Source organism: Haloactinospora alba (genome assembly GCF_006717075.1).
Lineage (GTDB): Bacteria > Actinomycetota > Actinomycetes > Streptosporangiales > Streptosporangiaceae > Haloactinospora > Haloactinospora alba.
In genome coordinates, this window is sequence record NZ_VFQC01000001.1 from 3,062,130 (window position 1) to 3,085,210 (window position 23,081).

Annotated in this window: 25 protein-coding genes; 6 read left to right on the plus strand and 19 right to left on the minus strand. The window is 61.5% G+C overall.

The annotated features are described in order from the left end of the window. Nucleotides 1-3: 3 nt before the first annotated feature. The 13 genes from FHX37_RS13730 to FHX37_RS13790 form a co-directional block, all read right to left on the minus strand. Nucleotides 4-1,437: a polymorphic toxin-type HINT domain-containing protein gene (locus FHX37_RS13730; RefSeq protein WP_141924272.1), complete on the minus strand. Its 1,434-nt coding sequence runs from the start codon at nucleotides 1,435-1,437 to the stop codon at nucleotides 4-6. 189 nt (nucleotides 1,438-1,626) lie between these two features. After that, on the minus strand, nucleotides 1,627-2,100 hold the full coding sequence (locus tag FHX37_RS13735; RefSeq protein WP_141924273.1) for a hypothetical protein: 474 nt from the start codon (nucleotides 2,098-2,100) through the stop codon (nucleotides 1,627-1,629). Between the two features lie 136 nt (nucleotides 2,101-2,236). Next, nucleotides 2,237-2,752 carry a hypothetical protein gene (locus tag FHX37_RS13740; protein WP_141924274.1) on the minus strand — a complete coding sequence of 172 codons (516 nt, stop codon included), beginning with the start codon at nucleotides 2,750-2,752 and terminating at the stop codon, nucleotides 2,237-2,239. A 245-nt stretch (nucleotides 2,753-2,997) separates the two neighbouring features. After that, nucleotides 2,998-3,447: a hypothetical protein gene (locus FHX37_RS13745; RefSeq protein ID WP_141924275.1), complete on the minus strand. Its 450-nt coding sequence runs from the start codon at nucleotides 3,445-3,447 to the stop codon at nucleotides 2,998-3,000. Between the two features lie 85 nt (nucleotides 3,448-3,532). After that, the gene (locus FHX37_RS13750; RefSeq protein WP_170181584.1) at nucleotides 3,533-3,913 is read right to left on the minus strand and encodes an Imm7 family immunity protein; all 381 of its coding nucleotides are present in this window, start codon (nucleotides 3,911-3,913) and stop codon (nucleotides 3,533-3,535) included. A gap of 229 nt (nucleotides 3,914-4,142) precedes the next feature. Next, nucleotides 4,143-4,421 (minus strand): DUF7683 domain-containing protein, encoded by a 279-nt coding sequence (locus FHX37_RS13755; RefSeq protein ID WP_141924277.1) that lies wholly within the window; start codon nucleotides 4,419-4,421, stop codon nucleotides 4,143-4,145. Between the two features lie 37 nt (nucleotides 4,422-4,458). Then, complete coding sequence (locus FHX37_RS13760; protein WP_141924278.1) at nucleotides 4,459-4,866, minus strand: hypothetical protein; 408 nt, start codon at nucleotides 4,864-4,866, stop codon at nucleotides 4,459-4,461. Between the two features lie 472 nt (nucleotides 4,867-5,338). Then, on the minus strand, nucleotides 5,339-5,527 hold the full coding sequence (locus FHX37_RS13765) for a hypothetical protein (RefSeq protein ID WP_141924279.1): 189 nt from the start codon (nucleotides 5,525-5,527) through the stop codon (nucleotides 5,339-5,341). Nucleotides 5,528-5,617: 90 nt separating this feature from the next. Beyond that, the gene (locus FHX37_RS13770; protein ID WP_141924280.1) at nucleotides 5,618-6,049 is read right to left on the minus strand and encodes a hypothetical protein; all 432 of its coding nucleotides are present in this window, start codon (nucleotides 6,047-6,049) and stop codon (nucleotides 5,618-5,620) included. 229 nt (nucleotides 6,050-6,278) lie between these two features. Beyond that, nucleotides 6,279-6,680, minus strand: coding sequence for a hypothetical protein (locus FHX37_RS13775; protein ID WP_141924281.1), 402 nt, complete (start codon nucleotides 6,678-6,680; stop codon nucleotides 6,279-6,281). Between the two features lie 372 nt (nucleotides 6,681-7,052). After that, nucleotides 7,053-7,385 carry a hypothetical protein gene (locus tag FHX37_RS13780; protein ID WP_141924282.1) on the minus strand — a complete coding sequence of 111 codons (333 nt, stop codon included), beginning with the start codon at nucleotides 7,383-7,385 and terminating at the stop codon, nucleotides 7,053-7,055. A 100-nt stretch (nucleotides 7,386-7,485) separates the two neighbouring features. Continuing rightward, nucleotides 7,486-8,025, minus strand: a complete 540-nt coding sequence (locus tag FHX37_RS13785; protein WP_141924283.1) for a hypothetical protein — start codon at nucleotides 8,023-8,025, stop codon at nucleotides 7,486-7,488. A gap of 466 nt (nucleotides 8,026-8,491) precedes the next feature. Continuing rightward, nucleotides 8,492-8,767, minus strand: coding sequence for a DUF7683 domain-containing protein (locus FHX37_RS13790; protein WP_141924284.1), 276 nt, complete (start codon nucleotides 8,765-8,767; stop codon nucleotides 8,492-8,494). A 1,118-nt stretch (nucleotides 8,768-9,885) separates the two neighbouring features. On the opposite strand from FHX37_RS13790, the gene FHX37_RS13795 reads away from it, so the two are divergent. From FHX37_RS13795 to FHX37_RS13810, 4 genes are all read left to right on the plus strand, one after another. Then, complete coding sequence (locus tag FHX37_RS13795; protein ID WP_246062400.1) at nucleotides 9,886-10,767, plus strand: diacylglycerol/lipid kinase family protein; 882 nt, start codon at nucleotides 9,886-9,888, stop codon at nucleotides 10,765-10,767. Between the two features lie 457 nt (nucleotides 10,768-11,224). Further along, a complete protein-coding gene (locus FHX37_RS13800) occupies nucleotides 11,225-13,483 on the plus strand; it encodes a tetratricopeptide repeat protein (protein WP_141924286.1) in 2,259 nt (752 codons plus the stop codon). A 228-nt stretch (nucleotides 13,484-13,711) separates the two neighbouring features. Beyond that, the gene (locus tag FHX37_RS13805) at nucleotides 13,712-13,993 is read left to right on the plus strand and encodes a tetratricopeptide repeat protein (protein WP_170181585.1); all 282 of its coding nucleotides are present in this window, start codon (nucleotides 13,712-13,714) and stop codon (nucleotides 13,991-13,993) included. A 243-nt stretch (nucleotides 13,994-14,236) separates the two neighbouring features. After that, a complete protein-coding gene (locus tag FHX37_RS13810; RefSeq protein ID WP_141924288.1) occupies nucleotides 14,237-16,387 on the plus strand; it encodes a tetratricopeptide repeat protein in 2,151 nt (716 codons plus the stop codon). 13 nt (nucleotides 16,388-16,400) lie between these two features. Here FHX37_RS13810 and FHX37_RS13815 read toward each other — a convergent pair whose 3' ends face one another. Both FHX37_RS13815 and FHX37_RS13820 read right to left on the minus strand, forming a co-directional pair. Further along, nucleotides 16,401-16,925, minus strand: a complete 525-nt coding sequence (locus FHX37_RS13815) for a hypothetical protein (RefSeq protein WP_141924289.1) — start codon at nucleotides 16,923-16,925, stop codon at nucleotides 16,401-16,403. Nucleotides 16,926-17,062: 137 nt separating this feature from the next. Then, on the minus strand, nucleotides 17,063-17,431 hold the full coding sequence (locus tag FHX37_RS13820; RefSeq protein ID WP_141924290.1) for a hypothetical protein: 369 nt from the start codon (nucleotides 17,429-17,431) through the stop codon (nucleotides 17,063-17,065). Nucleotides 17,432-17,600: 169 nt separating this feature from the next. Between FHX37_RS13820 and FHX37_RS13825 the strand changes: the two genes are divergently transcribed. Then, complete coding sequence (locus FHX37_RS13825; RefSeq protein WP_141924291.1) at nucleotides 17,601-18,458, plus strand: helix-turn-helix domain-containing protein; 858 nt, start codon at nucleotides 17,601-17,603, stop codon at nucleotides 18,456-18,458. Between the two features lie 7 nt (nucleotides 18,459-18,465). After that, a complete protein-coding gene (locus tag FHX37_RS13830; RefSeq protein ID WP_141924292.1) occupies nucleotides 18,466-18,648 on the plus strand; it encodes a DUF397 domain-containing protein in 183 nt (60 codons plus the stop codon). Here FHX37_RS13830 and FHX37_RS13835 read toward each other — a convergent pair. The 4 genes from FHX37_RS13835 to FHX37_RS23985 all read right to left on the minus strand — a co-directional run bounded on the left by FHX37_RS13835 (nucleotide 18,645) and on the right by FHX37_RS23985 (nucleotide 22,546). After that, nucleotides 18,645-19,400, minus strand: a complete 756-nt coding sequence (locus FHX37_RS13835) for a hypothetical protein (protein WP_141924293.1) — start codon at nucleotides 19,398-19,400, stop codon at nucleotides 18,645-18,647. The two genes, FHX37_RS13830 and FHX37_RS13835, sit on opposite strands and share 4 nt — an antisense overlap. Before the next feature lie 61 nt (nucleotides 19,401-19,461). Then, nucleotides 19,462-20,622, minus strand: a complete 1,161-nt coding sequence (locus FHX37_RS13840; RefSeq protein WP_141924294.1) for a C40 family peptidase — start codon at nucleotides 20,620-20,622, stop codon at nucleotides 19,462-19,464. A 59-nt stretch (nucleotides 20,623-20,681) separates the two neighbouring features. Beyond that, entirely contained in the window at nucleotides 20,682-21,347 is a 666-nt protein-coding gene (locus FHX37_RS13845) for a hypothetical protein (protein WP_141924295.1), read from the minus strand. Between the two features lie 107 nt (nucleotides 21,348-21,454). Then, entirely contained in the window at nucleotides 21,455-22,546 is a 1,092-nt protein-coding gene (locus FHX37_RS23985; protein WP_342777615.1) for a hypothetical protein, read from the minus strand. Nucleotides 22,547-23,081: the final 535 nt, after the last annotated feature.

Genomic DNA, 23,081 nt, shown 5'->3' on the forward strand with positions numbered 1-23,081 from the left:
ATCTCAGTCGGGAACGCCCCATCCGATCTCTTCCAACCACTTCCGTTGCTTCTTCGTGGGGTTTCCCGGCGGGTGTCCGCCTTTCCAGGAGCCGTCCAGGTTCAGTGCCGACCCGTCGTCGAAGTGGATGTGCGGCTGTTCGCCGGTTTCCGGCTGGCCCTTGTCCAGGCGTTCCACTCCCCGCGGCGCGTTACCTTTCTTGATCTTGTCCGCGACCTGGTTGACGCTGGGGCACTTTGTCTTCTTCTTCTGGTTGTGCACCAGCATCCAGTCACCGCCCGCCCCGACGTAGTACGTCGGGATGTCGGCGACGCTGATGTTGTACACGGCCTGCGGTTGACGGTAGGTGGCGGTGTGGGCGACGGTGACCCGCTCACCGGTCGGCGTACGGAGCCGGTCCCCGGCGGCGAGGTCCCCGGCGTCGGTCCATGACCGGCCGTTGGTCCAGAAGGGGTGGCCGCCGGTAGCCGTGAGGGTCTCCGCGCCGTCCCGCGTCAGGACAGTGACCTCAACGGTTTCCTTCACCCCGGTACCCGACATGGTCGCGGTCACGGGACGCGGGGCGGTCTCCCCCGTCGCCGGGTCAGTGGCCAGGACCCGGTCTCCCTCTTCCAGCTCCGCTATCAGCGTCGCCGAGCCGTCGGCCGTGAGCACTGGGGTGCCGCCCACGAAACTGTTGCCCTCGCCTCCGGCCGCACATGCGACGAGCGCCTCGTTCCGGCTCTTTTTCGCGTTGTCCAGCTTGCTGGAAGCGGTCTTCTTGGCCTTGTAGAGCTTGTACCACTTCCTGCCGAGCTTGACGATCTTGGGAATCTTGGAGATGAACTTGCCGATCTTGGTCCACGGAACGAGGCTGACCAGTGTCCACAGGCACCCGGCGATGTCGCCTTCCATGAAGCACTTGCGGGCGTCCTCGATCCCGATCAGATCGCCCAGCAGCTGGGGCAGGTCCTCGGTGAGGAGGTCATCCATGTCCTGTTTGGCCGACTCGTACTCGTCCTCGGCCTCGGATATCTCCTCTTGGGCGTCCTCGAACTCCTGGGCCTTCTCGGGGTCGTAGGCCACCTGCTCGCCCTCGGAGGAGTCGTCCCCGTCCCCGGAGTCCTGACCACCGGATCCGTCCTCTTCGGAGTCCCCGCCTGAGCCCTCCTCGGAGTCGTTTCCGCCGGAGTCGTCGGAATCCCTGGCGGAGTCACCATCCTGTGAGTCCGACCCCTCCTCGGAACTATCGCCGGAGTCATTTCCGCCGGCTTCGATCTGGCAGCCGTCCTCGCCGTACAGCAGGCACAGCCCCTCCTCCACGGCCGCGCCCACCCGGGTCGTCAACCCCGCCGAGATCAGCGCCACCACAAGAGCGGATGCCAGTGCCACCAGAGCGGCGTACTCCACCAGGGAAGCGCCACTCTCCGCCCGCCACACCCAACGCAAACGACTCACCACACAACAGACACTCAAGGGGTAAAAGCAGAGCAAAACTACCGGAACCCAATGACTGTGTCACAGGCACTGGCCGCATCCGGCCACTCGGGCTCCACCCCCGGGCAGAGTGGCGAGAGGCTCCCCTGCCGAGGAGGCCACGTGCGGGAGAGCGGCGAACAGCTCCACTGCTGGGAACCGCCGACGGTGTCAGCTCCCGGACGGAACGTCGAGGGAGATCCTGAGCTCGTCGCGGTCGGCGCGCACGCGAAGTACGCGGTTCCCGAGACTCAGGGCGGCACCGGTGGTTTTCCCCTGGCGCGTGCCCTCGAAGGAGACCTCGTCGACCACGGCGCCGACGACCTGGGAACGGAGGTCGGTGGTGTGTTCCGGTGCCACCCGTGTCCACTTGCCGTAGTCCCTGATGAACGCGAGGTTCTCCCCGGGCTGCTCCCCGGCGAAGGGGTCCTCCCACGCGCCGCGCTTCATCGTCATCTCCTCACCGTCGCCGCCGCACTCGAAGAGCACCACGGCACCGTTCCCGAGGTGGGTCTCCACGGGACCTTCGTCCCCGGTTTGTTCTCCCTGGTGGAAGTAGCGGACGACACGAATGTCCGTGATCCGCTGGCGCAGTACCAGGTCACGGGTTTCGTCCGCGTTGAGAGGGGTCTGTGAACCAACCACCGTTCACCTCCTCCCATAGAAGCATCGCGCCACGAATCGGAAAGGCCGCGTTTCCTGAGGAGGGAAGAGGCGGTGCGATGAATCTGGGGAATGCTCCGTTTCACCACATACCCTCGGAAGCATGCTCCAACAGTCGTCACGAGTGTGGGCCCATACCCGATAACCTTTGCACCTCACGGTCGTAAGCCAGGTTCACCTCCTCCATGGCCGTGAAGAATATGAACGCTTCCTTCTTCATCACCTCCAAGAACCTCCTCTCGTTCACACGTGCCGACCTGGCGGGCGGGTTTCCGCAACAACCGGAACAGACCAGAACATTGTTTCCTCCGACCCGTTCGACATGGAGTTCGAGTGGTTGATCCGGGAAGCCCGCCTTCGCACGGTCCCATTCGCGCAGATCTTCCAGCATGTTGAGGATGTATGACCAGAGAGTGTCGACACAGTCCCACATTGATGTGTCCATGATGCTCTTACCGTGCACCGTCAGTTCGATCGCCCCATCGACGCAGTTCCCGTCATCACGGGAGATCAGCTTGGCGAAAGGATCGGTAACGGCAACGAACTCACCCTCCGAACTCTTGACAAAAGACTCAACCTCTATATCCACCGGTCTGCCAGCGTTGGAACCCGATACAGTGTCGTGGTGGTACATATTCCCCTGTCTTTCAGCGCTCCTCCCCGGCCCAAGTGAATGCCGCCGGAGGGACGAGTGGGCACAGCGGGAGCGGTGGGCACGCACAGATCCGGTACGAGGCCGGGTGTGCTGGGGGCCGGACCGAGGAAACCAAGCGATCACTGTTGATCCCGGGAAATCGCTCGTACCCGGCAGCCATAACACGCGGACGTGGCGGGATCAGCGGTGCTGTTAGGGATGTTCGTCAGGTTGGAAAGAAGACCTCAGGATAAGGGTTCTGAGTCATCCTTCTGTTCCTTGATTCGTGCGTGGATAAGGCGAACAGCCCTTTCGGTGTCCTCTTTTTCCGGCATCTCTCCGAAGCGCCTGGCTAACGCTCCCTCTACCGCGTCTCTCAGTTGGGGTAGCGATGCGTTCTCCAATTCCGGGGAGATCCCGAACAGGAGCACGAGCAGCTCCATTACCACCTCATCGTAATCGCCGGTGTGTCCCGGGTATACGGTGTCCTGTGGGTCCGACTCCTCAAAGCACTCGATGAGGAGAGGGATGAGCTGGGGGAAACGACGCAAGAGCAGAATCTTTATCGTTCGTTTTTCGGACGGGGACTCGAAGGACCAAAAGGGTTCTTGCAGTGCTCTCTCGTCTTCCTCAGCTTCTCTCCAGGTGGTCGATCCGATGCGGATGCTGCCTTGCAGTTCTAGCAGTGTTTCCACCGTTGGCCTTCTCCATGTTTCGTTCGCGGGCAGCACCTGGGCGTCCGAGCTATGAACAGCTACACCTCGTCCTCGACAGTGGGGATCAGGGGGACAGGAAGGTATCCGGGTGTTCGGTGACTCCGCCCCGTTTCATCACGAGGGTTGTTAACTCGTTGTCCCTTCCGTCGGGGGCCTCGTCGTGGATATGCATGATCCCGTAGGAGCCGGGCGCCAGGTGCGCGACGCGGCGGAAGAGGGCGATAGCTTCCCCGGTATCGGGGACCGGCATGGTTCGTGAACCCTGCCAGGTGCAGCACCAGAAGGCCGTTGACCCAACGCAGGTAGCCAGTCCCGGTGCCGTTCCCAACTCGTCGACACTTTCCCTGATCGTGTTCTCCACACCGTTGGAGCGCAGAAGATCGTGGTCGAGCGGCTCCTCATGCGGGGTAGCACGGATCGCGGCCCACCCGTGGTACTCGAACAAGAGAACTACTCCCGGAATTGTTCGTTGGGTACGTTTCCTGATTCGTCCGGATCTCCAGAGCGGTGTCAGAGAGAAGGAGCAGAGAACAACGGAACCGACGCCGCGGATGAGGGGTATTCCCCGCTCCTATGTCCTCACTGATCGCGACGAAAGCCCGAAACGCTCCTGACACGGCGTGAAAGGCTCGTGTTCAGTTTGGGGAGGTTGCTGGTTACTCATGAGGTATGCCCTACCCATAGTCGCCGTCGTACGTCCTCAGCTCGTAGTCGAGGTTCTCCTCCCGCTGGAATCCGCCCAGCCGTTCCGCCGCCCCCAGTGCCTCCTCGGACGCCAGATCGTAGGGAAGCACGACACAACCGTCGTAGGGGTCGAGGTCCAAGTACGCGCTGAGCTCGCGCACCGCTTCCTCGTTCACGACGATGCTCCACACCAGGAGCTCTGTCTTCTTGTCGAACGCCGCTATCTTCCGGATGAGGTTCGCACCGCATGTGTGGCACGCGTCAGACATATGCCTTTCTCCTCCGCCCCTCCTGGGGTGGGGGCGGTTAACGTTCTCCGCGGACGGTCTCGCCGCACCGGCGCGCCCAGGTGAGTTGCAGGTCGGTGAGGTCGCGGCGTCGGGACACCAGCCGCACGTAGTGGGTGAGGTTGCTGTCTCGGGTGTCTCGTGCGTGCCGGGCGAGGGTGCGCAGTGCCACCAGCCAGACCCTGCGATCCGCATCCCAGGAGACACCGTCGACTATTCGCACCAGCTCCGGCAGTATCTCGGCTACTCTCCCACTGCTTCTGATGTGCCTGATCAGGAGTACCGCCGGACCAAGACTGCGGGCCCCTTCGAACGCGGAGACGAAACAGGGCAGATACTCGCAGGGCTCAGCGAGCCCGGGCAACGCGTTTATCAGCGCTCCCAGTTCCTCGTCCGTTCCCCGCTGTCGGGAAACGCGCTCAAGCATGTCCGCGACACCGTTCCGAGCCACACACCACCCTCCAGGCACTCCCAGGCCATCCAGCCCTTTCGACGATCCTTCCAGCGAGCATCATTCGTTACCGGCTCTTCGTTTCCTGAGCGGGAGCAGATCCGGGAAGACGCGGCCCCACTCCTGGAAAGAAACAGACGCGTGCGCTGCGGATCCTGAGACAGTTCAGACACCGGGAACACGGTTCGGTGGACTCGTCCACTGGCTGCAAGCTGCATGAGGAAGAAGATGGTCGGGTTCCATCGGGTGCGAGGTTACCCGTCCTCGTGGAGGATTCTCTCTCCGAGAGCGTCCCCACTACTGGTGTTGCATAGCCAGCAGATGTCTCCCGCGGTTATGGAGTCGTCCCCGATAGCTTCGCGCCTGCCAAGGATGCGCTGGAACGATGCGGACGCGCCCGTCCCCCACAGAACGAATCCGTCTCCCTCTGTCACGTCCCCGGCGACCATCAACCGTCCTCGATGAGGCCGCGAATGGCGGGGATTCCGATACCGAAGGCCGCTTCCCAGCTGCTGTCACCTGTGAGTTGTTTGACGATCCAGTTCAGTTCGCTGAACATCACCCAGTCGTCCAAGCCCTCCACCAGCAGCGCACGGCTCAGCCGACGAACGGGGTCAGCGTTCCCCTCGTACTCCATCCGGCCTCCCAGAGTTGTGTCCCAGTTATCTCAAGACCACCGATAGGTTCCCCGACCGCACCGTTGGCTTGGACCGGCCGCGTGTTGGCATCAGTTCCAGGGGATAGTGACTGGCTTCCTCCTCCAGCGCTCGTTCCTTTCCGCGAAGTTCTCACTCTTGGGGCGCCACAATGACAACTCCGCCCCGCCGTCGTACACGCTGTAGTGCATGAACCAGGCGTCCAACTCGGCGAGCAGACTGTCCAAGGGAGGCTGACCCAACACCGGGTATTCAGCTATGATCTTGTCAATCCTGTCCCGGACGATGATGTCGTTGATGTATTCAGCCGGATCACAGAACACGTCCGGCTCCCACTCGTCCGCCATGTTACGCACCAGCATCTCCCAAATTCCGAACATATTCTTGAAGGAGTATGTTGGTTCCTTGACATGTGCAGCTACTTCTGCTGGCATCTTCAGCCGCTCTAGTTTTAACCTCCTTTTGTCATGTCTATTTACCGCCTCTTCCTGTTCGGTCGCCAACAGGTTCCATACTTCCGCAACCCGCGGGGCCTTCGAAAAATCTTTCAATACTCCTCCACGTCCAAATGCATGCTACCGGAATGGCAATATGGGATCCATGAAAAAGCCAGTGTTCTCGATGCTTAGCCTTACTGCTCTCAGCACGTCTGTTCCTCGTATTCGAGGAGACATTCTCGCGCACCGGTGTAGGCGAGTCCACCCCGGCTATCACCGTGCATCACAGGACCGCCTAGCCTTCGCGCGCCACCACTCGCCGGGCTGCCCTAGCGAGCGCGTTCCTGGTCCTGGAGGACGGGACGCTTTCACTCACACTGTTTCCGCACCACCGCCTCGAGTAGAAGAGTCCCGACGGCCGCTCTTCCTTCGTTCCCTCGCGGTAGTCGTTGTCGGCCTCCATCACCAGTCGTGGGTTTTCCGTCACGAGAGCGGTGGACACGAACAGCTCCGATCCGACCTCGTCGCCCCCTGTACGCAGGTGGGAAGGCGTAGGGAGGGTAACTTCGACACCGATAGAGCCGTATAGGGCACCAGTGTGTTCCACGAGCGTCGCCAACACGTCTTTGCTCCAGAGCGCCAGTTCTTTCTCGCTTTTGCGTTCAGCCTTACTTGGGACATCTCCGGGAGATCCCATTCCTCTTGCATGTAGGGAGACAGCGAGCGGGTGGCCTCGACGGTGGAACCCGGCAGGTACTCGACGATGACGGTTCCGAACCTCCGGTGCCGGTACGCGGCCCTGATCGGGCGTCCCGCGCCACTCGGGTAACGCGTGGTTCCTTCTTCACGCCCATCGCTCGTCTCGAGGACGAAGGTCTTGTCGACAAGGTCACTCGGAGACGTGAACGTCTTCGGCCAGGGAACCACCTGCGTTCTGCCGGTGTACTCGCATCGGAACTCGCTCATCAGTTCACACATGCGGTGGAAACACGTGTGTTCGGGCCGGAGGGAGTAGATGGCCAAGGTCAGGTGTGGCGGGTCCGGGTAGAACTCCTTCATAGCTCTTAGGCTACGAAGAAAATATATGGATGTCTTCCAGTGCGTTCTCAGCTGCTCCAGCTGTTTTGCTATCCATGCGCATCCGCTCTAGCGCATGGGTGACGACGTCCTTTTCGATATTTCCATACATACGGGCTATGTGTCCCATGCCGGTGACGGCACATGTCCTCACTTCCCCCGCATCATGATCCATCAAGCCGAGGCATGTGTCTTGGAGCCACTTCCAGTCTCCGTCATGGAACACCAGTCCGATCAAGACCGAGCATACTTCACCCGCATCTCCACTCATTTGCGCGCGAGCAAGGTCTTCCCTTTCAAAGCGCTCGGGTTCTTCGTATCGCATGGGTTTTCTCCCAAAAAATCAGTTCCTTAGCGCTGAGATGAGTGTAAATCGAACTTTCCATTATATTCCAAGATGCATCCAACTCCTCACCCCGAACCAACTACATCCCCTCACATTCCTGTTCATTTTTTATACGCTGCTCCTCACGGTAAAACCGCCTCAGATCGTCGTGCCTCGCATCAACTATGCCGAGGTAATGCTCATCCGAATGAACAATCTCAGGATAACCCCATCTGGCTGAGTCGTCAGGGCGAAACCCCCATCTTTCCCCAATCTCCTCACGCCTCCGCTCAACCTCACCTGAGGGATCAAAGAACGAAGCGAACTCCCAATGAGCAGGAATACGGGAGTCGACCACCCTGAACAGTTTAATGGGATTCCAATCCGGTCCACCAGAGGAATCCCTTATAAGAATATCTATCCTCCCTTCGTGCATCTGCATGGCATAAACAGTATAGCTCTTCCCCACCTCTACAGAAAATTTGGTGTGCAGAGTACCATAAAAATCAACATCCTCCAAAGGAAGATGAGATGCATCATTTCCCACGCATTGAACAATCATAAAAACCACTAAGTTTCCGAAGGATTTGAAGGGAGATATATATGGCGAAGCGAAAATTACATGCATGCGCAGCTCCACCTATACTACGGCATCGACATCCTCACCTCCATTCACCCGACCCGCAGGGATCAATTTGCTGCCGCACGCAGCAGATAAGCCATCTCATCCTGGAGAGAACTCTCTCCTGTGACCGATGCCGGTGATGCGCACCCCTCTCCAGATCCTTAGGACTGTCACTGCGGATATCCGGGGTACCACCGGATCAATGCCGACATGGGTCGTGTCAAGGCTGAGGTTGGCGTCGCACATTCCCGCTACGGCGCCCAGCCGGCGGAATCCCCAGTGCGCTTAGCAGCGACAGTCGTAGCCACAACCGTTTTCCACGCGCCCTGCCGCACCCGGGGTGCCATGGCCAAGCTCAAACAACGCTGGCGGGACTTCTGCCACACCACACTCGGTCCCATCCGAATCAGAGCCTCGTTCGAGCTTCCTCCTTCTCAACAACGCATGAAAATTTTCTTGCCAGGAAAAATCTCCAAGGCAATCAAGAATATTTTCTATATGCCCTGTGGTCTATATGACTATTCAATTCATAATCTAGATGATCCTCTCTTTCGAATCCAGCCAATTCTTCTGCTTCACCCAACGCTTCTCCTTCAAGATCATAAGGAAGCGCAAGAGTACTATCGTATGGATCTATATCATCTATATATTCAGCGATTTTCCAAGCAGAATCCTCACTGATAGGTATTTCCCAAGAAACGAAACTACTTTTTTTATCAAATGCACACACAAACCAGGTGACTTTGTATTCTCTCATTGAGGCGGTCTCCTTTTTGGATCCACTGCTTCTGCTTGGCATCTATAAATATCAATTTCCAGTGAAGGAATAATTTATCTATATTTCCATCATGGATCACCAAATATACTTAAAACAATACGCCTACGGGTTCCACACATACTCCTCCATGTTATCTTTATCGCGGAAATGATAAAAATTCATCCAATGCTCATAATAACCGATTCCAGACAATCTTAATCCGAAGTGCCATTCGGGATCAACAAATAATATACAATTATTTTCAAACTCAAATTCCACACATTTTACTATAGCTTCTTTTTGCTTGATTCTGAATCTGTCACATAACGGACCTTGCTGCACCTGTAAGACGGAAGGGAATCTAGAAAAAACTGGTTTCCAATTGGAGACACCCCAAACTCGAACCCCTCTCGATCTATTTCCTCTGGGATTGATATTCCATTTGTTACCTCCATTTTTACTTGCCCATGGTTCCCAAATGAACTTACTCTCAAAAACCCTCCTTGTCCGTAAATGAATATTTCGGACTCCCAGGGACAAAATTCTGATATTTCATCACCTCTATCTATATAACCGGGAAGATATATTTCATAAAAATCCGAGTTTTCCAAAAAGGAAAATATGTCCCTAAAGACTCGTCCTAAAACAACTAACTTTTCGTTGGTTTTGTTATATTCATTCCTTTAGGCATTCTCGTTCCAGTTTCAAGCAAAGTCGGAAACTCTCCATCCCCGGAGTGGGAGACCCACCCGCATGCGGCGGGGTGCGTTCGCGTCCGGCCCGGAGGCGAGGACAGCGAACAGCCACCGCCCCGTCCCTCACGACATACACCGTCGGATACGCCCTCCCCGAGCGCGCCCGGCCCACGGGAAGATACCGCGGGCCACCCTGAAGGCGGGCGAGGAGCGTTCCGCGGCTACGAGTCCCGACACGGCGTTCTTATTTCGGTCTTACCGGCGAGACGTAACCTGATAGAGGTTGCCCTCCCCCAGACCCCTCTCACCCGGGCACAGCGATCCGAACCCGTAGGGCATCCACCCTGTCCAGAACGGAGGAGCGCCATCCTCATCATCGCCAACGCCGACGCTGGCGGTACGAAGCCCGCCCAGATCCAGGCACTGCTCGAACAGCTCGGTGACACCGCGGAGCTGACCCACTGTTCCACGTCCGAGGAACTCCACGCGGCACTGGACCGAGGACATACGACTATCGCCGTCGCCGGCGGGGACGGAAGCCTGGGCTCGGTCGTCAACGCGCTGTACCACCGTGGCGAGCTCGGTGACCGTACGGTGGGACTCATCCCCATGGGAACCGGGAACGACTTCGCCCGGAGCATGGGCATTCCCACCGACCCGGTGGAAGCCGCCGACATCCTGCACGAGGGCACCGCGCACAAGCTCGACCTACTCGTGGACGACACCGGCGATACCACGGTGAACGCCGTGCATCTCGGCATCAGTGCCGACTCCACGCAGAAGGCCTCTCGCTGGAAGCCCCTGCTGGGAGCTGCCAGTTTTCCCGTGGGAGCGATCCTCACCGGACTCACGACCAGCGGATACCGGCTGCGTGTGGAAGCCGACGGCGAGACCATCATCGACACCGACGACAGGGTGCTCATGGTCGGGCTGGCCAACGGCCGCTACATCGGCGGCGGGACGGGGGTGCTGGATCCGAAGGCGCGCCCCGGCGACGGACACATCAACCTCATGGTCTCGCGTTACCGAGGTCTTCTGGCACGGGTGACACACGCGTTCCGGCTCCACCGGGGGACCCACCCGGCGGATCCTGACGTCTACCGCCGCGAGGCGGACACGGTCACCGTGAGCGGACACCGCTACTCGGGAAGCTCCGACGGAGACCTCATGGTCGACGTCACCGCGCGCACGTGGCGCATCCTGCCGGGCGCCTGGCACTTTTTGGCCGCACCGTCCAGGATCGAGGCCCCTGCCCCGTCGTACGCACACGCTGACGTTCCCCGGGTGGAGCAAGCCTGGGAATGACCGCCCCGTCCTTGCCCCTCGGAAGGCGGCCCCGCGTGGAAAGGGGATCGCCGCCTCGTTGAGCACGCTCGGGGGGTGCCCGCGTGGTGCTTGGTTCCCGCGACGGGTGGAAGCCTGCGGGGGTTCAGCGAACCCCTCTGAGGATCGAACACGGCTCGGACGCCGCCGTGCGTTTTCGGCAAGGGGACGCCCACGGGCCCAGCAGGTACGTGGGAACCCCGAGACCGGGTAACGCGACCAGCTCCTCGCGCCCTCGGGCTCGGGCTGGCCCCGCCGCGAGGGTGGAAGACCGCGTCAGCCGCGCGGGCGAAACGGGGCTTCCCCGGGGCGGTGATGGCAGGAGGGAGCTGGCTACTGGCCGGATGCGGCCGGTTGTCGGGCAGGGAGTGATCCCACCGACCCGGCTGGGGCACACTGGAGGTTCCCCGCGACAACCGGACACGGGAGAACGACGGGCATGGCCCAGCCCTCCGCCGGGGACGGCGGCACGCACAACGCGACCGGCGACGTTCACGGTGTCGTCGTCCAGGCGCGCGACGTGTACGGGGACGTGACGGTCCGCTCCCGCGCACCGGCCTGGAGCCCGCCGCCCCGCGACTCCTGGCCCCGGATCACTGAGACCGACCCCCACCTGCTGGGGGTCCACCGCGCGAGGCCCGGCACCGAGGAGAGCGAGACCCTCCCGCCCTACGTCCCCCGCGACATGGACGCCGATCTCCACCGGCGGACACACCACGCCCGCGACAACGGCGGGTTCGTACTCATCACCGGGGACTCCACCGCAGGAAAGACCCGTACCGCGCTGGAAGCGCTACGCGCGGAACTCCCCACCTGGCCGGTACTCGTCCCACCACGCGGAGCTGAGCTGGGCACCCTGCCGAGCGAGGGCGGCTATGTCCTCTGGCTGGACGACGCGGAAGCCCACCTCGGCTCTCAGGGGCTGGAACCCACTCTGGTGGACCGCCTCACCCGTACCGGGGTGGTGGTCATGGCGACTATGCGCCAACAGTTCTACGACACCCTCAAGAACACCCCCACGAGTGCGCACGAGGGGCATCATGACCGTTTGGAACGCGACATCGGCATGCGGGTCCTCACCATGACCGAGCCCGTGGTGTTGGAACGGGTATGGAGCCCAGCGGAGCTCGACCGGGCGGAAGGCTTCGAGGACGCACGACTCGCCGAGGCCCACATACACCACGGGATATACGGCATCGCCGAGTACCTGGCCGCCGGGCCCCAGCTCCGCACCGAATGGACCAGCGCCTACCGACCCACGGCACAGGGCGGACACCCGCGCGGCCACGCCCTGGTCGCCGCCGCCGTCGACCTCGCCCGCGCCGGACTCACCACTCCGCTCCCCGGCCACGTACTGGAGGGGCTACACACCCGCTACCTCACCCGCGCCGCACCGCTGCGCCCCGAACCCCTGGCCGACGCTTGGCAGTGGGCCACCCGCCAACGCCACGGCGTCACCAGCCTCCTCCTGCCCGGCGACCTCGAGGAAACCACCTGGCGCCCCTTCGACTACCTGACCGAACACCCCCATACGGAGGGGCTTCCCCAACAGGTGTGGGATGTGGCCCTGGAGCACGCTCCGAGTGACGGGGAGCTGTTCCACGTGGGTATCGCCGCTCACGAGTTCGGCCGCGCGGACGTCTCCGAATCCGTGTGGCGGCCCCTCGTCGAGGTGGGGTACACCGACGCGATGTTCAACCTCGGGGTCCTTCTCGCGAACCAGGGCTGCCCGGAGGAGGCCGAGCACCACTACACCACCGCAGCACGGACAGGCCACGCCGATGCCATGAACAACCTCGGAAACCTCCTCAAGGGCCAGGGACGCCCCGAGGAGGCGGAGGACTGGTACACCGCCGCCGCTGCCGCGGATGACACCAACGCCATGGTCAACCTCGGCACTCTCCTCCACAGTCAGGGGCGCCGTGGGGAGGCGGAACGCTGGTGGGCAACCGCCGCACGGGCCGGGCGGGCCGACGCGATGTTCAACCTCGGGGGCCTTCTCGCGGACCAGGGACGCCTGGACGAGGCCGAAGGTCACTACACCACCGCCGCCGTAAGAGCCGGGCACGCCGACGCCATGTACAACCTCGGCGTCCTCCTTGAGGGCCAGCAGCGCCTGGACGAGGCCGAGCACCACTACACCACCGCCGCCCACGCCGGCCACACCGGCGCCATGAACAATCTCGGCACTCTCCTCAAGGAGCGGGGACGCCTCGAGGAAGCACAGCACTACTACACCACCGCAGCGCGAGCTGGGGAGAACGCCGCGATGTATAACCTCGGTGTGCTGTTCGACAGCCGGGGCCACGTCGAGGAGATGGAGTACTGGTACGCCGCGGCCGCGCGAGCGGGCCACACCAGCGCGGCGTTCAACCTCGGCGTCCTCCTCGAGGACCAGCAGCGCCTGGACGAGGCCGACCACTACACCACCGCCGCCCACGCCGGCCACACCGGCGCCATGTACAACCTCGGGTTGCTCCTCAAGAACCGCCAGCGCCCGAGCGAGGCCGAACACTGGTGGAAGCTGGCGGCAACCACAGCAGGACATCTCGGCGCAGTGAACAACCTCGGGGTGCTTCTCCACGGTCAGGAACGTGTGGCCGAAGCCCGGAAGTGGTGGCGTCTGGCGGCGGAACACGGGCACGAGAGAGCCAAACGCTGGCTCGCCGAGACGCGACGGGAACAGGACGAGGGCTGACCCGCTCGGCTCTCGGGGGCGGGAGTGAACGCGGGCAACAGGCGACGGGCGGCGGGAACTTCCCTGGAACCTCGGCGCGGCTCCCCGCGTAGCACCGGTACCGTACCGTGCGCCCACCGATGCAAAACATCAGCGCCAATGGACCGGTGCGCCTATCCCCGAGGAGAATTCCTCCAAAAACCAGCACCGATGACAATCAACGCGACACAGTGCGGTCACACACTCACCATGCACATCCCCCACAACCACTCCCCCGAACAGAGCCCCGAACCCGAAGTCGAACAGCTCTACACCGCAGCCAACGCGGGCGGCACCGACGCCATGGTCAGTCTTGGCCTCCTCCTCGGGGAGCAGGATCGCCCCACCGAAGCCGAACACTGGTGGCAGGCCGCGGCACGAGGAGGCGATCCCGCAGCGGCGTGCAATCTCGGAAACCTTCTTCACACGAGAGGACGTCCGAAAGAAGCCGAACACTGGTTGCAATTGGCGGCTGACCAAGGATACGCATAGGCAGAACACGGCCTCACAAAACCGCGCTGGGAAGCGAACGAGAGCTGACTCCGCCGTAGAAGTGGAAGACTGCTCGCTACGCGTGCTGCTACACGAAATGCGGTCCTCGAGTGGTGGTGGAGGTAAGAAGACCGTCTCCTGGCCGGATCCGGCCGGTTTTCTAACAGGGAGTGGTTCCAGAGGGTTCTCTAGGGCACACTTGGAGCTCGCCCCGCGACAACCGGACACGGGAGAGTTACCGGCATGGCGCACCAGCCCACCGGGAACGGCGGCACACACAATGAGATGGGTGACGTGTGGGGCACCGGCATCCAGATACACGACGTGTACGGAAACGTCACACTCCACACCTCGTCCCCTGGCTGGAGCCCACCGCCACGCGACTCCTGGCCCCGGATCACTGAGGCCGACCCGTACACACTCGGCGTCCACCGTGCCCGTCCGGGCTCCGAGAAGAGCGACCTCCTCCCGCCCTACGTCCCCCGCGACATGGACACCGAACTCCACCGGCGGATACGCCACGCCCGCGACAACGGCGGCGGGTTCATCCTCATCACCGGCGACTCCACCGCGGGAAAGACCCGTACCGCGCTGGAAGCACTACGCACGGAACTCCCCACCTGGCCAGTACTCATACCACCACGCAACGCGGAGCTCACCAATCTGGCGAGCAACGACAGCGAGGGCGGCTACGTCCTTTGGCTGGACGACGCGGAAGCCCACCTCGGACCCCAAAGTCTGGACCCCACCCTGGTGGACCACCTCACCCGGACGGGAGTGGTGGTCATGGCGACCATGCGCCAACAGTTCTACGACACGTTCAAGAACACCCCCACCGCAGCGAACGAGGAACGCCACGATCGCATGGAACGCGACATCGGCATGCGAGTCCTCACGATGGCTGAACAAGTAGAACTAGAGCGGGTGTGGAGTACGGAGGAGATCGATCGGACGGAAGACTTCGAGGACGCACGACTCGCTGAAGCCCACCGGCACCACGGGATATACGGCATCGCCGAGTACCTCGCCGCCGGTCCTCAGCTTCTGGAGGAATGGACCAGCGCTTACCGCGCCACCGCCCAGGGCGGCCACCCACGCGGCTACGCACTGGTCGCCGCCGCCGTGGACCTCGCCTGGGCTGGGATGACTTCTCCTGTTCCTGGCCATGTCCTAGAGAAGCTACACACCTGCTACCTCACCAACGCAGCTCCCCTCCGCCCCGAACCGCTGGCCGACGCCTGGCAGTGGGCCACCCGCCAACGCCACGGCGTCACCAGCCTCCTCCTGCCCGGTGACCTCGAGGAAACCACCTGGCGCCCCTTCGACTACCTCGTGGATCATCCCCACGAAGAAGAGATACCAGCACGGGTGTGGGAAGCCGCCCTCGAACACGCCCTCACTCAGGACGATCGTTTCACCGTCGGCGTCGCCGCATACCAGGCTGGTATTTCCGAGATCGCTGAAGCTGCGTGGCAACGCTCAGCCCATGACGGCGTCGTCGAGGCCATGTACAACCTCGGCCTCCTCCTCTACAGCCAAGGGCGTCTCACCAAAGCCGAAGGTTGGTGGACCACCGCAGCACGGACAGGCCGCATCGAGGCTATGGTCAACCTCGGCATCCTCCTCTACAGCCAAGGGCGTCTCACCAAAGCCGAACACTGGTACACCACCGCAGCACGGACAGGCGATGTCGAGGCCATGTACAACCTCGGCATCCTCCTCTACAGCCAGAGGCGCTTCCTCGAAGCCGAACACTGGTGGACCACCGCAGCACGGACAGGCCACACCGACGCTGTGGTCAACCTCGGCGTCCTTTGCGAGTACCAGAAACGCTTCGACGAAGCCGAACACTGGTACACCACCGCAGCACAAAAAGATCACACCAGCGCCCTCGTCTACCTCGGCACCCTCATCTACGGCCAAGGGCGTCTCATCGAAGCCGAAGGTTGGTGGACCACCGCAGCACACGCAGGCGATACCAACGCCATGAACAACCTCGGCGTCCTTTGCGAGTACCAGAAACGCTTCGACGAAGCCGAACACTGGCATACCGCCGCAGCACAAAAAGATCACACCAGCTCCATGGTCAACCTCGGCACCCTCATCGCTCGCCAGGGACGCTTCGAGGAGGCGAAACACTGGTGGATCACCGGAGCACACGCAGGCGAGAGCATCGCCATGAACAACCTTGGCCTCCTCTTCAACCACCACGAGAAACGTGTCGAGGAGGCCGAACGCTGGTGGCGATTGGCGGCTGACCAAGGTCATAAAGACGCTAAACGTAACCTGGCTAAGCTGCGCCGGGGACAGAAAAGGAATGGCCAATCCCCGTCGCAAGGGAGGAAGACCACGTATCTGGGGCGCGTGATACGTGGTCTTTTCCGAGGTAAGTGAGGTCAACGCGGGGCTAGCTCGTGAACCCTAGGGCGTGGGTGAGAAGCACGATCAGGGTGACGGTGCAGGTGTACGGGAGTACTTCCACGGCGGCGAAGTACACCCAGGCCTGCCCTCCCGTGCCCCGGAGCAGGCGGCACTTGAACCGTCGGTAACGACTGGGGACGCGCCGTGCGTGCCGGCGCCCGCGTGAGCGCGGGCGGGCCTCAGTTGCGGGACGGTTCTCTCGCTGGGGCGCGCACGCGGGAGCGCTCGCGGCGCTGCGGCTGATTTGAGAGTGCGCCGGAACGTGAGGTGAGAGTGCCGGGGTCTCTCGGGCAGTGTGGTGACGCATCCAGGCGGGAGCCTCGCCGTTGCGGCGCCGGTAGGCGACGCGGGGATTCCCGGAGTACGGATCGGGTTCGCTGGTGTAGTGGGGCTGCTGCTGTCGTTTCTGGGCGGGAACGCGGCTGAACCGCTGGCCGTGGCGGGCTCGCAGCACGGCACGCACCCGCTCGTTGGCGGGGGCGGGAGACCGGGTGGTTTCCGGGAGAGTCATGGTGTTTCCTGTTCCGTGTGTCGCTCCCCGGTGGAAGCGTTCGTGGTTGCCGGTGCGCGGTGGAGGGCGGGGAGAGTGGGGCCTGTGGGGCGGTAACGGAGGCTGGCCCGCCCCACAGGAGGAGTGACGACGCCGATTCAGGCGCGGTCGTGCAGGATGAGGATGTTGCGGACACGGCGTGCCACCTCTGCCGCGTCCTCGACGGGGAGGAGGCGTTCCATCTGGGGTTCTGCGATTTCGGCCCGGAACCGTTCGCCCGGCCACAGCAGCCACCACCATGGGTGAGCGCTCACCGGGTCGGGCCGCAGGATCGCCCGCTGGCCGAAGGCCCCGGAGCGCCACCCCACGAAACGGTTCGGTGGCCACGCGTCAACCACGGAGATCGACACGTCCACGTCAGCCGCCACAGTGTGCCGTTCCAGCTCCTTGGCCAGAGCGAACAGCGGATGCTGCGGTGAGTAGCGGCCGTAGACAGCGGAGTCGGGAGAAGAGGAGTGCTCATGCATACGTCACCACCTGGGTTGAGGAGGACTGGAAGCTCTTCGTGTTCAACCAGCCACCAAACATATTAATACCCTGAGGGTAAATTTCAATAGCATTTTTGCCCTCAGGGCAAATTTGTGGATGTGCTGAGCACTCTATGCTCACTAGCTAGCCGCAACCGTTGGAGGAGCTGTGCCGGACGACACCAGCCAGACAGTGCGCCACCGGCGTGTATCCGGAGAGCTGAAGAGACTCCGCGAAGAGCAAGGGCTGGGGACCGTAGAGGTGTCCCAACGAATGAACTGGGACCGGACGAAACTCAACCGCATCGAACGCGGAGACTGGAAGCGACTCAAGGAGCAGGATGTTCGAGGACTCGCCCAGCTCTACGGCGTAACCGAGGAAGCCAAGCAGGACGCGCTCGTCGCGATGGCCAAGCAAGCCAAACAGAAGGGATGGTGGGCGCGCTATTCCGACCTGCTCGGTGCAGGGACCTACATCAGCCTAGAAGCGGAAGCCTCCAAGCTGCGCTTCTATGGCGGGATGATGGTTCCGGGACTACTCCAGACCTCCGGCTACGCACGAGCCCTCATCCGAGGATCAGGTGTGGACGATGAGGCCGAAGTCAAACGGCGGCTGGAAGCCCGCCTTACCCGCCAAAAGCTCCTCGATAGCGAAGGCTCCCCTGAGATCCGAGCCATCGTCGATGAAGCTGCTCTTCGGAAACACATTGGCGGAAAGCTCACCATGCGAGAGCAGCTACTCCACCTGATGCTGCTCAATGACCAGGGGGCCGCACACATCCATGTTCTCCCTGACAGCGCCGGCGCGCACCAATCACTGACAGGCCAGTTCGCTCTTTTGGACTTCCCCTCGAAGGAGCAGGACCCCGTGGTATTCATCGACATCTCACGGGATGGCTTGTTCATGGAAGACCCTGACGATATCAGGACATATACGGTAATCTACGACAGTCTGTGCCAAGCCGCGTTCTCCCCCGAAGCATCGAACGAACACATGGCACACCTTGTCGACACGTTGGCGGAGTAATACAAAAATGACAAGCGAGCTGAACTGGAAGAAGAGCAGCTACAGCAGCGGACAAGGACAAGAGTGCGTGGAGGCAACCCAAAAAGACTCAGGCACGATAAAAATCAGAGATTCGAAAAATAAAAACGAAAGCGAATTAGAATTTAAACACAAAGAGTGGGGTAATTTTATTGGAAAAATAAAACACTAAGATGATGGAATCCATAGGTTCAAATCCAGGTCAACCCTTCTCACTATCTTTTTTATTTCGTTTTCAAATGCTTCTTTAGGAACCAAGGAATCATCATGCCCATTAGCATTGCTAGACATTTCTATCTTATATACCACCCCTCTAGTCTGAACTAGAGACAGGTATGTAACATTATCTTCTTTTTTTCCATAAAAGAAAAAAGAATTATCCGACATTTTGGACTTGCCCTTATCCTCAACAGAAGAAAAGCTCGGCTCCACTTCTTTTTTCTTTTTTCTAAAATCGTTTTTAGCAATCTCTTCAGGAGAATTTTCTCTATCACTATTTATGATTGCATTGTATGATAATTTAAAATTCCAAGGATTCAATGATTCATAATCTGGATACAGCTCCCACTTACAGTCATCAGAGACCGTCCTTCCTCCTCCTCTTTCTTCATCTTTATAGGAATCATCGGAATCTAGGCGGTTTACATTAATTTTCGATATTGATCTTATTGTAGTAGAACAAAGATCTAGCTCACCAGAATCAAGCGACGATTGCGGACTCCCAGTGGCATTGCTTGGTATTTCACCATCGCCCTCACTCTCCTGTTCATGGTTTTCAGAAAACCCGAAAACCATTTTCACCGCTCCTGCAGCCACACCCACCACCAAAAACGCAGCCATCGTTCCGCACCCGAACATCATCAGGAAGGCGCGCCAGCCGCTCACTCCTTGTTTGCTCTTGGGCGGGTTCTCACGCTCGGACATCTCGTTTCCTTGTTCTAAGATTCTGCGAGAGTAATAGCGCCAACTTGTCAGGGTCGTTTCCCTACTTGTCCAGTTGCGCCTTCACGTCGGGGTGTTCCAGCGGGCGGGTGAAGCCCACGATGTCGGATCGCCCGGGAGCGTCGTATTCCGCCGTCGCTATGGGACCGCAGTTGCTGCAGCGGGCTTCGACCATGAGGCCGTCGCCCACCACCATTCCAACGTGCCCGGGGCCATCGGGTTCGTTGGATCTGGACACGTCGAAGAACACGAAATCACCGGGTTGCTCGTTCCCCGGCTCGACCTCCGGACCGAATTTCCACTGATCCTGGGAGATCCTCGGTATGGAGACCCCGATGCTCTGGTAAGCCTTCATCAACAGGCCGGAACAGTCGAACGCGGCGGGACCGGTCGCACCATAGACATAGGGTTTCCCGCGCTGGTCGAGCGCCCAGTCCACGACGGCCTGCGACGCATCGTCCGGAGCCTGGCCGATCGGTTCGCCCTCCTGGTTGAATTCGCACGCAACAGCGGCCTGGGTTGCCGAACTGGTGTCGAAGTCACCGTCGGCGTACTGGTTCGCCCAGTCCATCACGTCGTCCACGTACCACCAGGCGTGGTTGTAGCCGTAGATGGCCTCCCGCATATTGTCCTCGGCACCGTGCGCGATCAGATAATCGGCGGCGGACGGAATGGCGTCGGCCGGGTCGTAGACGCTCACTGTGCCATCGTCGTTGCCGTCCTGCCCGTAGCCTTCCTCGGGGCGCTCGTCGGCGTCCATGACGGGCTCTCCGCCCCAGCTGTTCCCCGCCGCGGAACCGTCCTTGGCGCCGAACTGCATCGGTCCGGCGGCACCCCAGTCGTTGTGTCCCTCGGTGATCCCGGGACCGTCCCACCGGCCGTGTTTGCTCTCCACCTGGCCCACCCCGGCGAGGATGTTCCACGGGATACCCTTCTCCTCGCCGGTCTCCCGGTAGATCTCGAGGTAGTTCTCCGGAATGGAGTCCTCGGCGTAGCCGCTGCTGTCCGCCTGTTCCACGTTCCCGTCCGGGGTGCACTGCAGCCCTCCGGCGGCGTTGAACGCGCCCGGGTTCATGGTCGCCACCGGAATCACGATGACGGCCAGGGCGACGATCCCGGCCACGAGCACCCCCACGCCGACAGCCAGACGCGTGGCGAAGGAGCCCTGGTCCGAGGGAACATCGGTGCTGAAGAGGGAGATCATTCCGTCACCTGTGGCGATAGCTCGGGGGTGTCGCGTTCACGACGGGATGTGCTCGGGGGTCACTGTTGGCTTCCCAGGTTTCCGGCGTCGGCGGGCTGGAAGTCGTACACCTTCCACTCGCCACTTTCCCGCTGCACTGTCACGGCGAACTCGCCGAGGTCCTCGTCCGCACCGTCCTCGCCCTCGACGATCGACTGGGCGGTGACAGTGAAAACGATCGACTCGTCTCCGAAGCTGCGGATGGTTTCCACGTTGGCCCGCCCCTCGGCCACGGCCTCCTTCTCGGCCATCTCCTGCCACAGCGCGCCCGCACCGGAGCTTTCCTGGAGGGTCTCGGCGTACTCGTCGGTGGCGAGTTCCTCCATGGAGGAGTAGTACTCCTCGGGGGAACCGGAGTAGTCGATGGTGCCGTAGGCTTCGGCGAACCCCTGGGCGGTGGCCGCCGCCGCCTTGAACTCCCCCTCCTCGAACGGGAGCCACGCGAGGACGTCCATGTCGTCTATGTCCGTGGTGGGGATCGGGCTCGGCGGGCTGGTGGCGGGTTCTCCTCCCCTGCCTCCGTCGTCGCTGGAGTCTCGCTGCGCGTCGTCGGAGCGCTGCTGCTCCTCCTCGTCCCCGTCGCCGCTGAAGCCACCCATGCTGAGGTAGATCCCGAACACGACGAGTACCGCGACGACAGCGCCGAAAACGAGCCGCTGCTGTCCGTCAGAGAGGGGTTTGGGCATCGCTGGATGTTCCTAGGTCACGTTCGGGGCGGTCAGTGCGAGCGGTGGCCCGGCCGTGACGACGCTGAGACGCACCACCCACGGCCGGGTAAGACCGGTGGAGGGCATCAGTCCTCGTCCCTGAGCCAGAACGGGATGTCGCGGCGCCGGTCGTTGCGGCGCTGCCCCTCGGAACCGGTCCAGAAGGGGCTGGTCGGGGCGTCGTTGTTCCTCTTGGACGAGCCGGTGATCCAGTTCCCGCCGTCTCCCCCGCTCTTCTGCGGCGGAGGCGGTGCCGGGCGCTGGTTCCGGGGCGGCTGCGTCTTGTCGCGTTTGGTGCGGGAGCCGCCCCAGCGCGAGCCCTTGTTGACGTTGCCCTGTGGCGGGGTGGCGGAGCGGCCCTTGAAGATGCCCTGGCCGCTGTTGGGGTCCACGCGTTCCGCACCCGAGGCGGCTCCCCCGCCGCCGCCAGCGCTGCCACCATTGCCGCTGTTACCGCTGTCGGAGGTTCCCCGCTGGCCGCTTCCGGCTCCGGTGCCGAAGATGGAGGCCCAGCCGGTGTCCCCGGTTCCGGTGTAGCCGCCGGCCGGGCGCGGCGGGATGGGGCCGCCGTCTCCCCCACCGCCGCTGCCAGGGGCGTTACCCGATGGGCCTGGTGTCCCCAGCCCACCGGAAGCCGCTTCGCTGAGACGGGGTGCTTCGGAGGTGCTGCGGCGGGTGGAGGTGTCCGAGGCGGCCGCCCCGGGATCGCCGTCGCCGCCGTTGTTCTTCCCCAGGTTCAGGGACGGGGCGCTGCGTCCCCGCGCCCTGCCGTAACCGGCGCTGCCACGGACACGGGTTCCGTCCCGTCCCGGAGCTCCCTCGGCCTCTCCCGTTTCCACTCCCGAGGTGCCCTGAGAGGTACCGTCTGCCGCTTCTCCGGACGCCGCACCGGCGGCAGCGCCACCACCGGCGGCAGGCACCGAGCCCGCGGCCGCAGCCAGCTGCGGGGAACGTTTGAGGCCCCACTTCTGCGCCCGCGCGTAGGCGACCGGGGGAAGCGCGTTGGCGCTCTTGCTCAGCACGCTGCTGTTCACTGTGTCGCTCACCATGCGCGAGGTGAAGGTGTTGGCGTTGACCGACGAGAAGAGATGCGCGAACGGCTTGCGGTAGATAAAGAGAGCCAGAGTGAAGAGAGCCAACAGGATCATCTGCAGCCCCCACCCGAGATTGGTCGCCATGACGAGGCCGTAGCACATGACTAACAACGCTATTAGCAATACAATAAATATTTGCTTGAGGAGCAAACCGAAGAGCATTTCAAACCAGCGAAGAAGCACTGTCCTTCCATATCCGGGATGAACGCCAACAAGAAGAAATATCGGAGAGAAAAGGAACAGTATTAGGAATCCGATTTTCAGGACTATCAAAGCAACAGACCCCGCAAGTATCAACCCACCTGCAAAAATAGAAGAGAAAAGCGCGAGAGAGGCCACGCCGAGCCGACTCTCCTGTTGACTCCCCTCGAACAAGGGATAAACACCGGGGTATGATTCCTGTATACTATCAGAGATATCCTGATACTGGCTTTGTTTTTGGTCAATAACTTCTTGGGCTTCTAGTTCACCTTCCGCTATTTGCTGCTGCTCAGTACGACTTATTGCCTGCGCTTCGATCAAATCAACGGAGTGCAGGGCCGCAGCACTCTCAGCGACATCGCCACTGCCAAAGACGCCGGCAACCCAAGGCTGACAGACGAGTCCGCTCCACAGCATA

Excerpts from the sequence above, each read along its gene's own strand:
- FHX37_RS13740 (WP_141924274.1), bottom strand. The coding sequence starts at position 2,752 with ATGTACCACCACGACACTGTATCGGGTTCCAACGCTGGCAGACCGGTG.
- FHX37_RS13755 (WP_141924277.1), bottom strand. The coding sequence starts at position 4,421 with ATGTCTGACGCGTGCCACACATGCGGTGCGAACCTCATCCGGAAGATA.
- FHX37_RS13760 (WP_141924278.1), bottom strand. The coding sequence starts at position 4,866 with ATGCTTGAGCGCGTTTCCCGACAGCGGGGAACGGACGAGGAACTGGGA.
- FHX37_RS13765 (WP_141924279.1), bottom strand. The coding sequence starts at position 5,527 with ATGGAGTACGAGGGGAACGCTGACCCCGTTCGTCGGCTGAGCCGTGCG.
- FHX37_RS13775 (WP_141924281.1), bottom strand. The coding sequence starts at position 6,680 with ATGGGATCTCCCGGAGATGTCCCAAGTAAGGCTGAACGCAAAAGCGAG.
- FHX37_RS13780 (WP_141924282.1), bottom strand. The coding sequence starts at position 7,385 with ATGCGATACGAAGAACCCGAGCGCTTTGAAAGGGAAGACCTTGCTCGC.
- FHX37_RS13790 (WP_141924284.1), bottom strand. The coding sequence starts at position 8,767 with ATGAGAGAATACAAAGTCACCTGGTTTGTGTGTGCATTTGATAAAAAA.
- FHX37_RS13800 (WP_141924286.1), top strand. The coding sequence starts at position 11,225 with ATGGCCCAGCCCTCCGCCGGGGACGGCGGCACGCACAACGCGACCGGC.
- FHX37_RS13805 (WP_170181585.1), top strand. The coding sequence starts at position 13,712 with ATGCACATCCCCCACAACCACTCCCCCGAACAGAGCCCCGAACCCGAA.
- FHX37_RS13810 (WP_141924288.1), top strand. The coding sequence starts at position 14,237 with ATGGCGCACCAGCCCACCGGGAACGGCGGCACACACAATGAGATGGGT.
- FHX37_RS13815 (WP_141924289.1), bottom strand. The coding sequence starts at position 16,925 with ATGACTCTCCCGGAAACCACCCGGTCTCCCGCCCCCGCCAACGAGCGG.
- FHX37_RS13820 (WP_141924290.1), bottom strand. The coding sequence starts at position 17,431 with ATGCATGAGCACTCCTCTTCTCCCGACTCCGCTGTCTACGGCCGCTAC.
- FHX37_RS13830 (WP_141924292.1), top strand. The coding sequence starts at position 18,466 with ATGACAAGCGAGCTGAACTGGAAGAAGAGCAGCTACAGCAGCGGACAA.
- FHX37_RS13835 (WP_141924293.1), bottom strand. The coding sequence starts at position 19,400 with ATGTCCGAGCGTGAGAACCCGCCCAAGAGCAAACAAGGAGTGAGCGGC.
- FHX37_RS13840 (WP_141924294.1), bottom strand. The coding sequence starts at position 20,622 with ATGATCTCCCTCTTCAGCACCGATGTTCCCTCGGACCAGGGCTCCTTC.
- FHX37_RS13845 (WP_141924295.1), bottom strand. The coding sequence starts at position 21,347 with ATGCCCAAACCCCTCTCTGACGGACAGCAGCGGCTCGTTTTCGGCGCT.
- FHX37_RS23985 (WP_342777615.1), bottom strand. The coding sequence starts at position 22,546 with ATGGCGACCAATCTCGGGTGGGGGCTGCAGATGATCCTGTTGGCTCTC.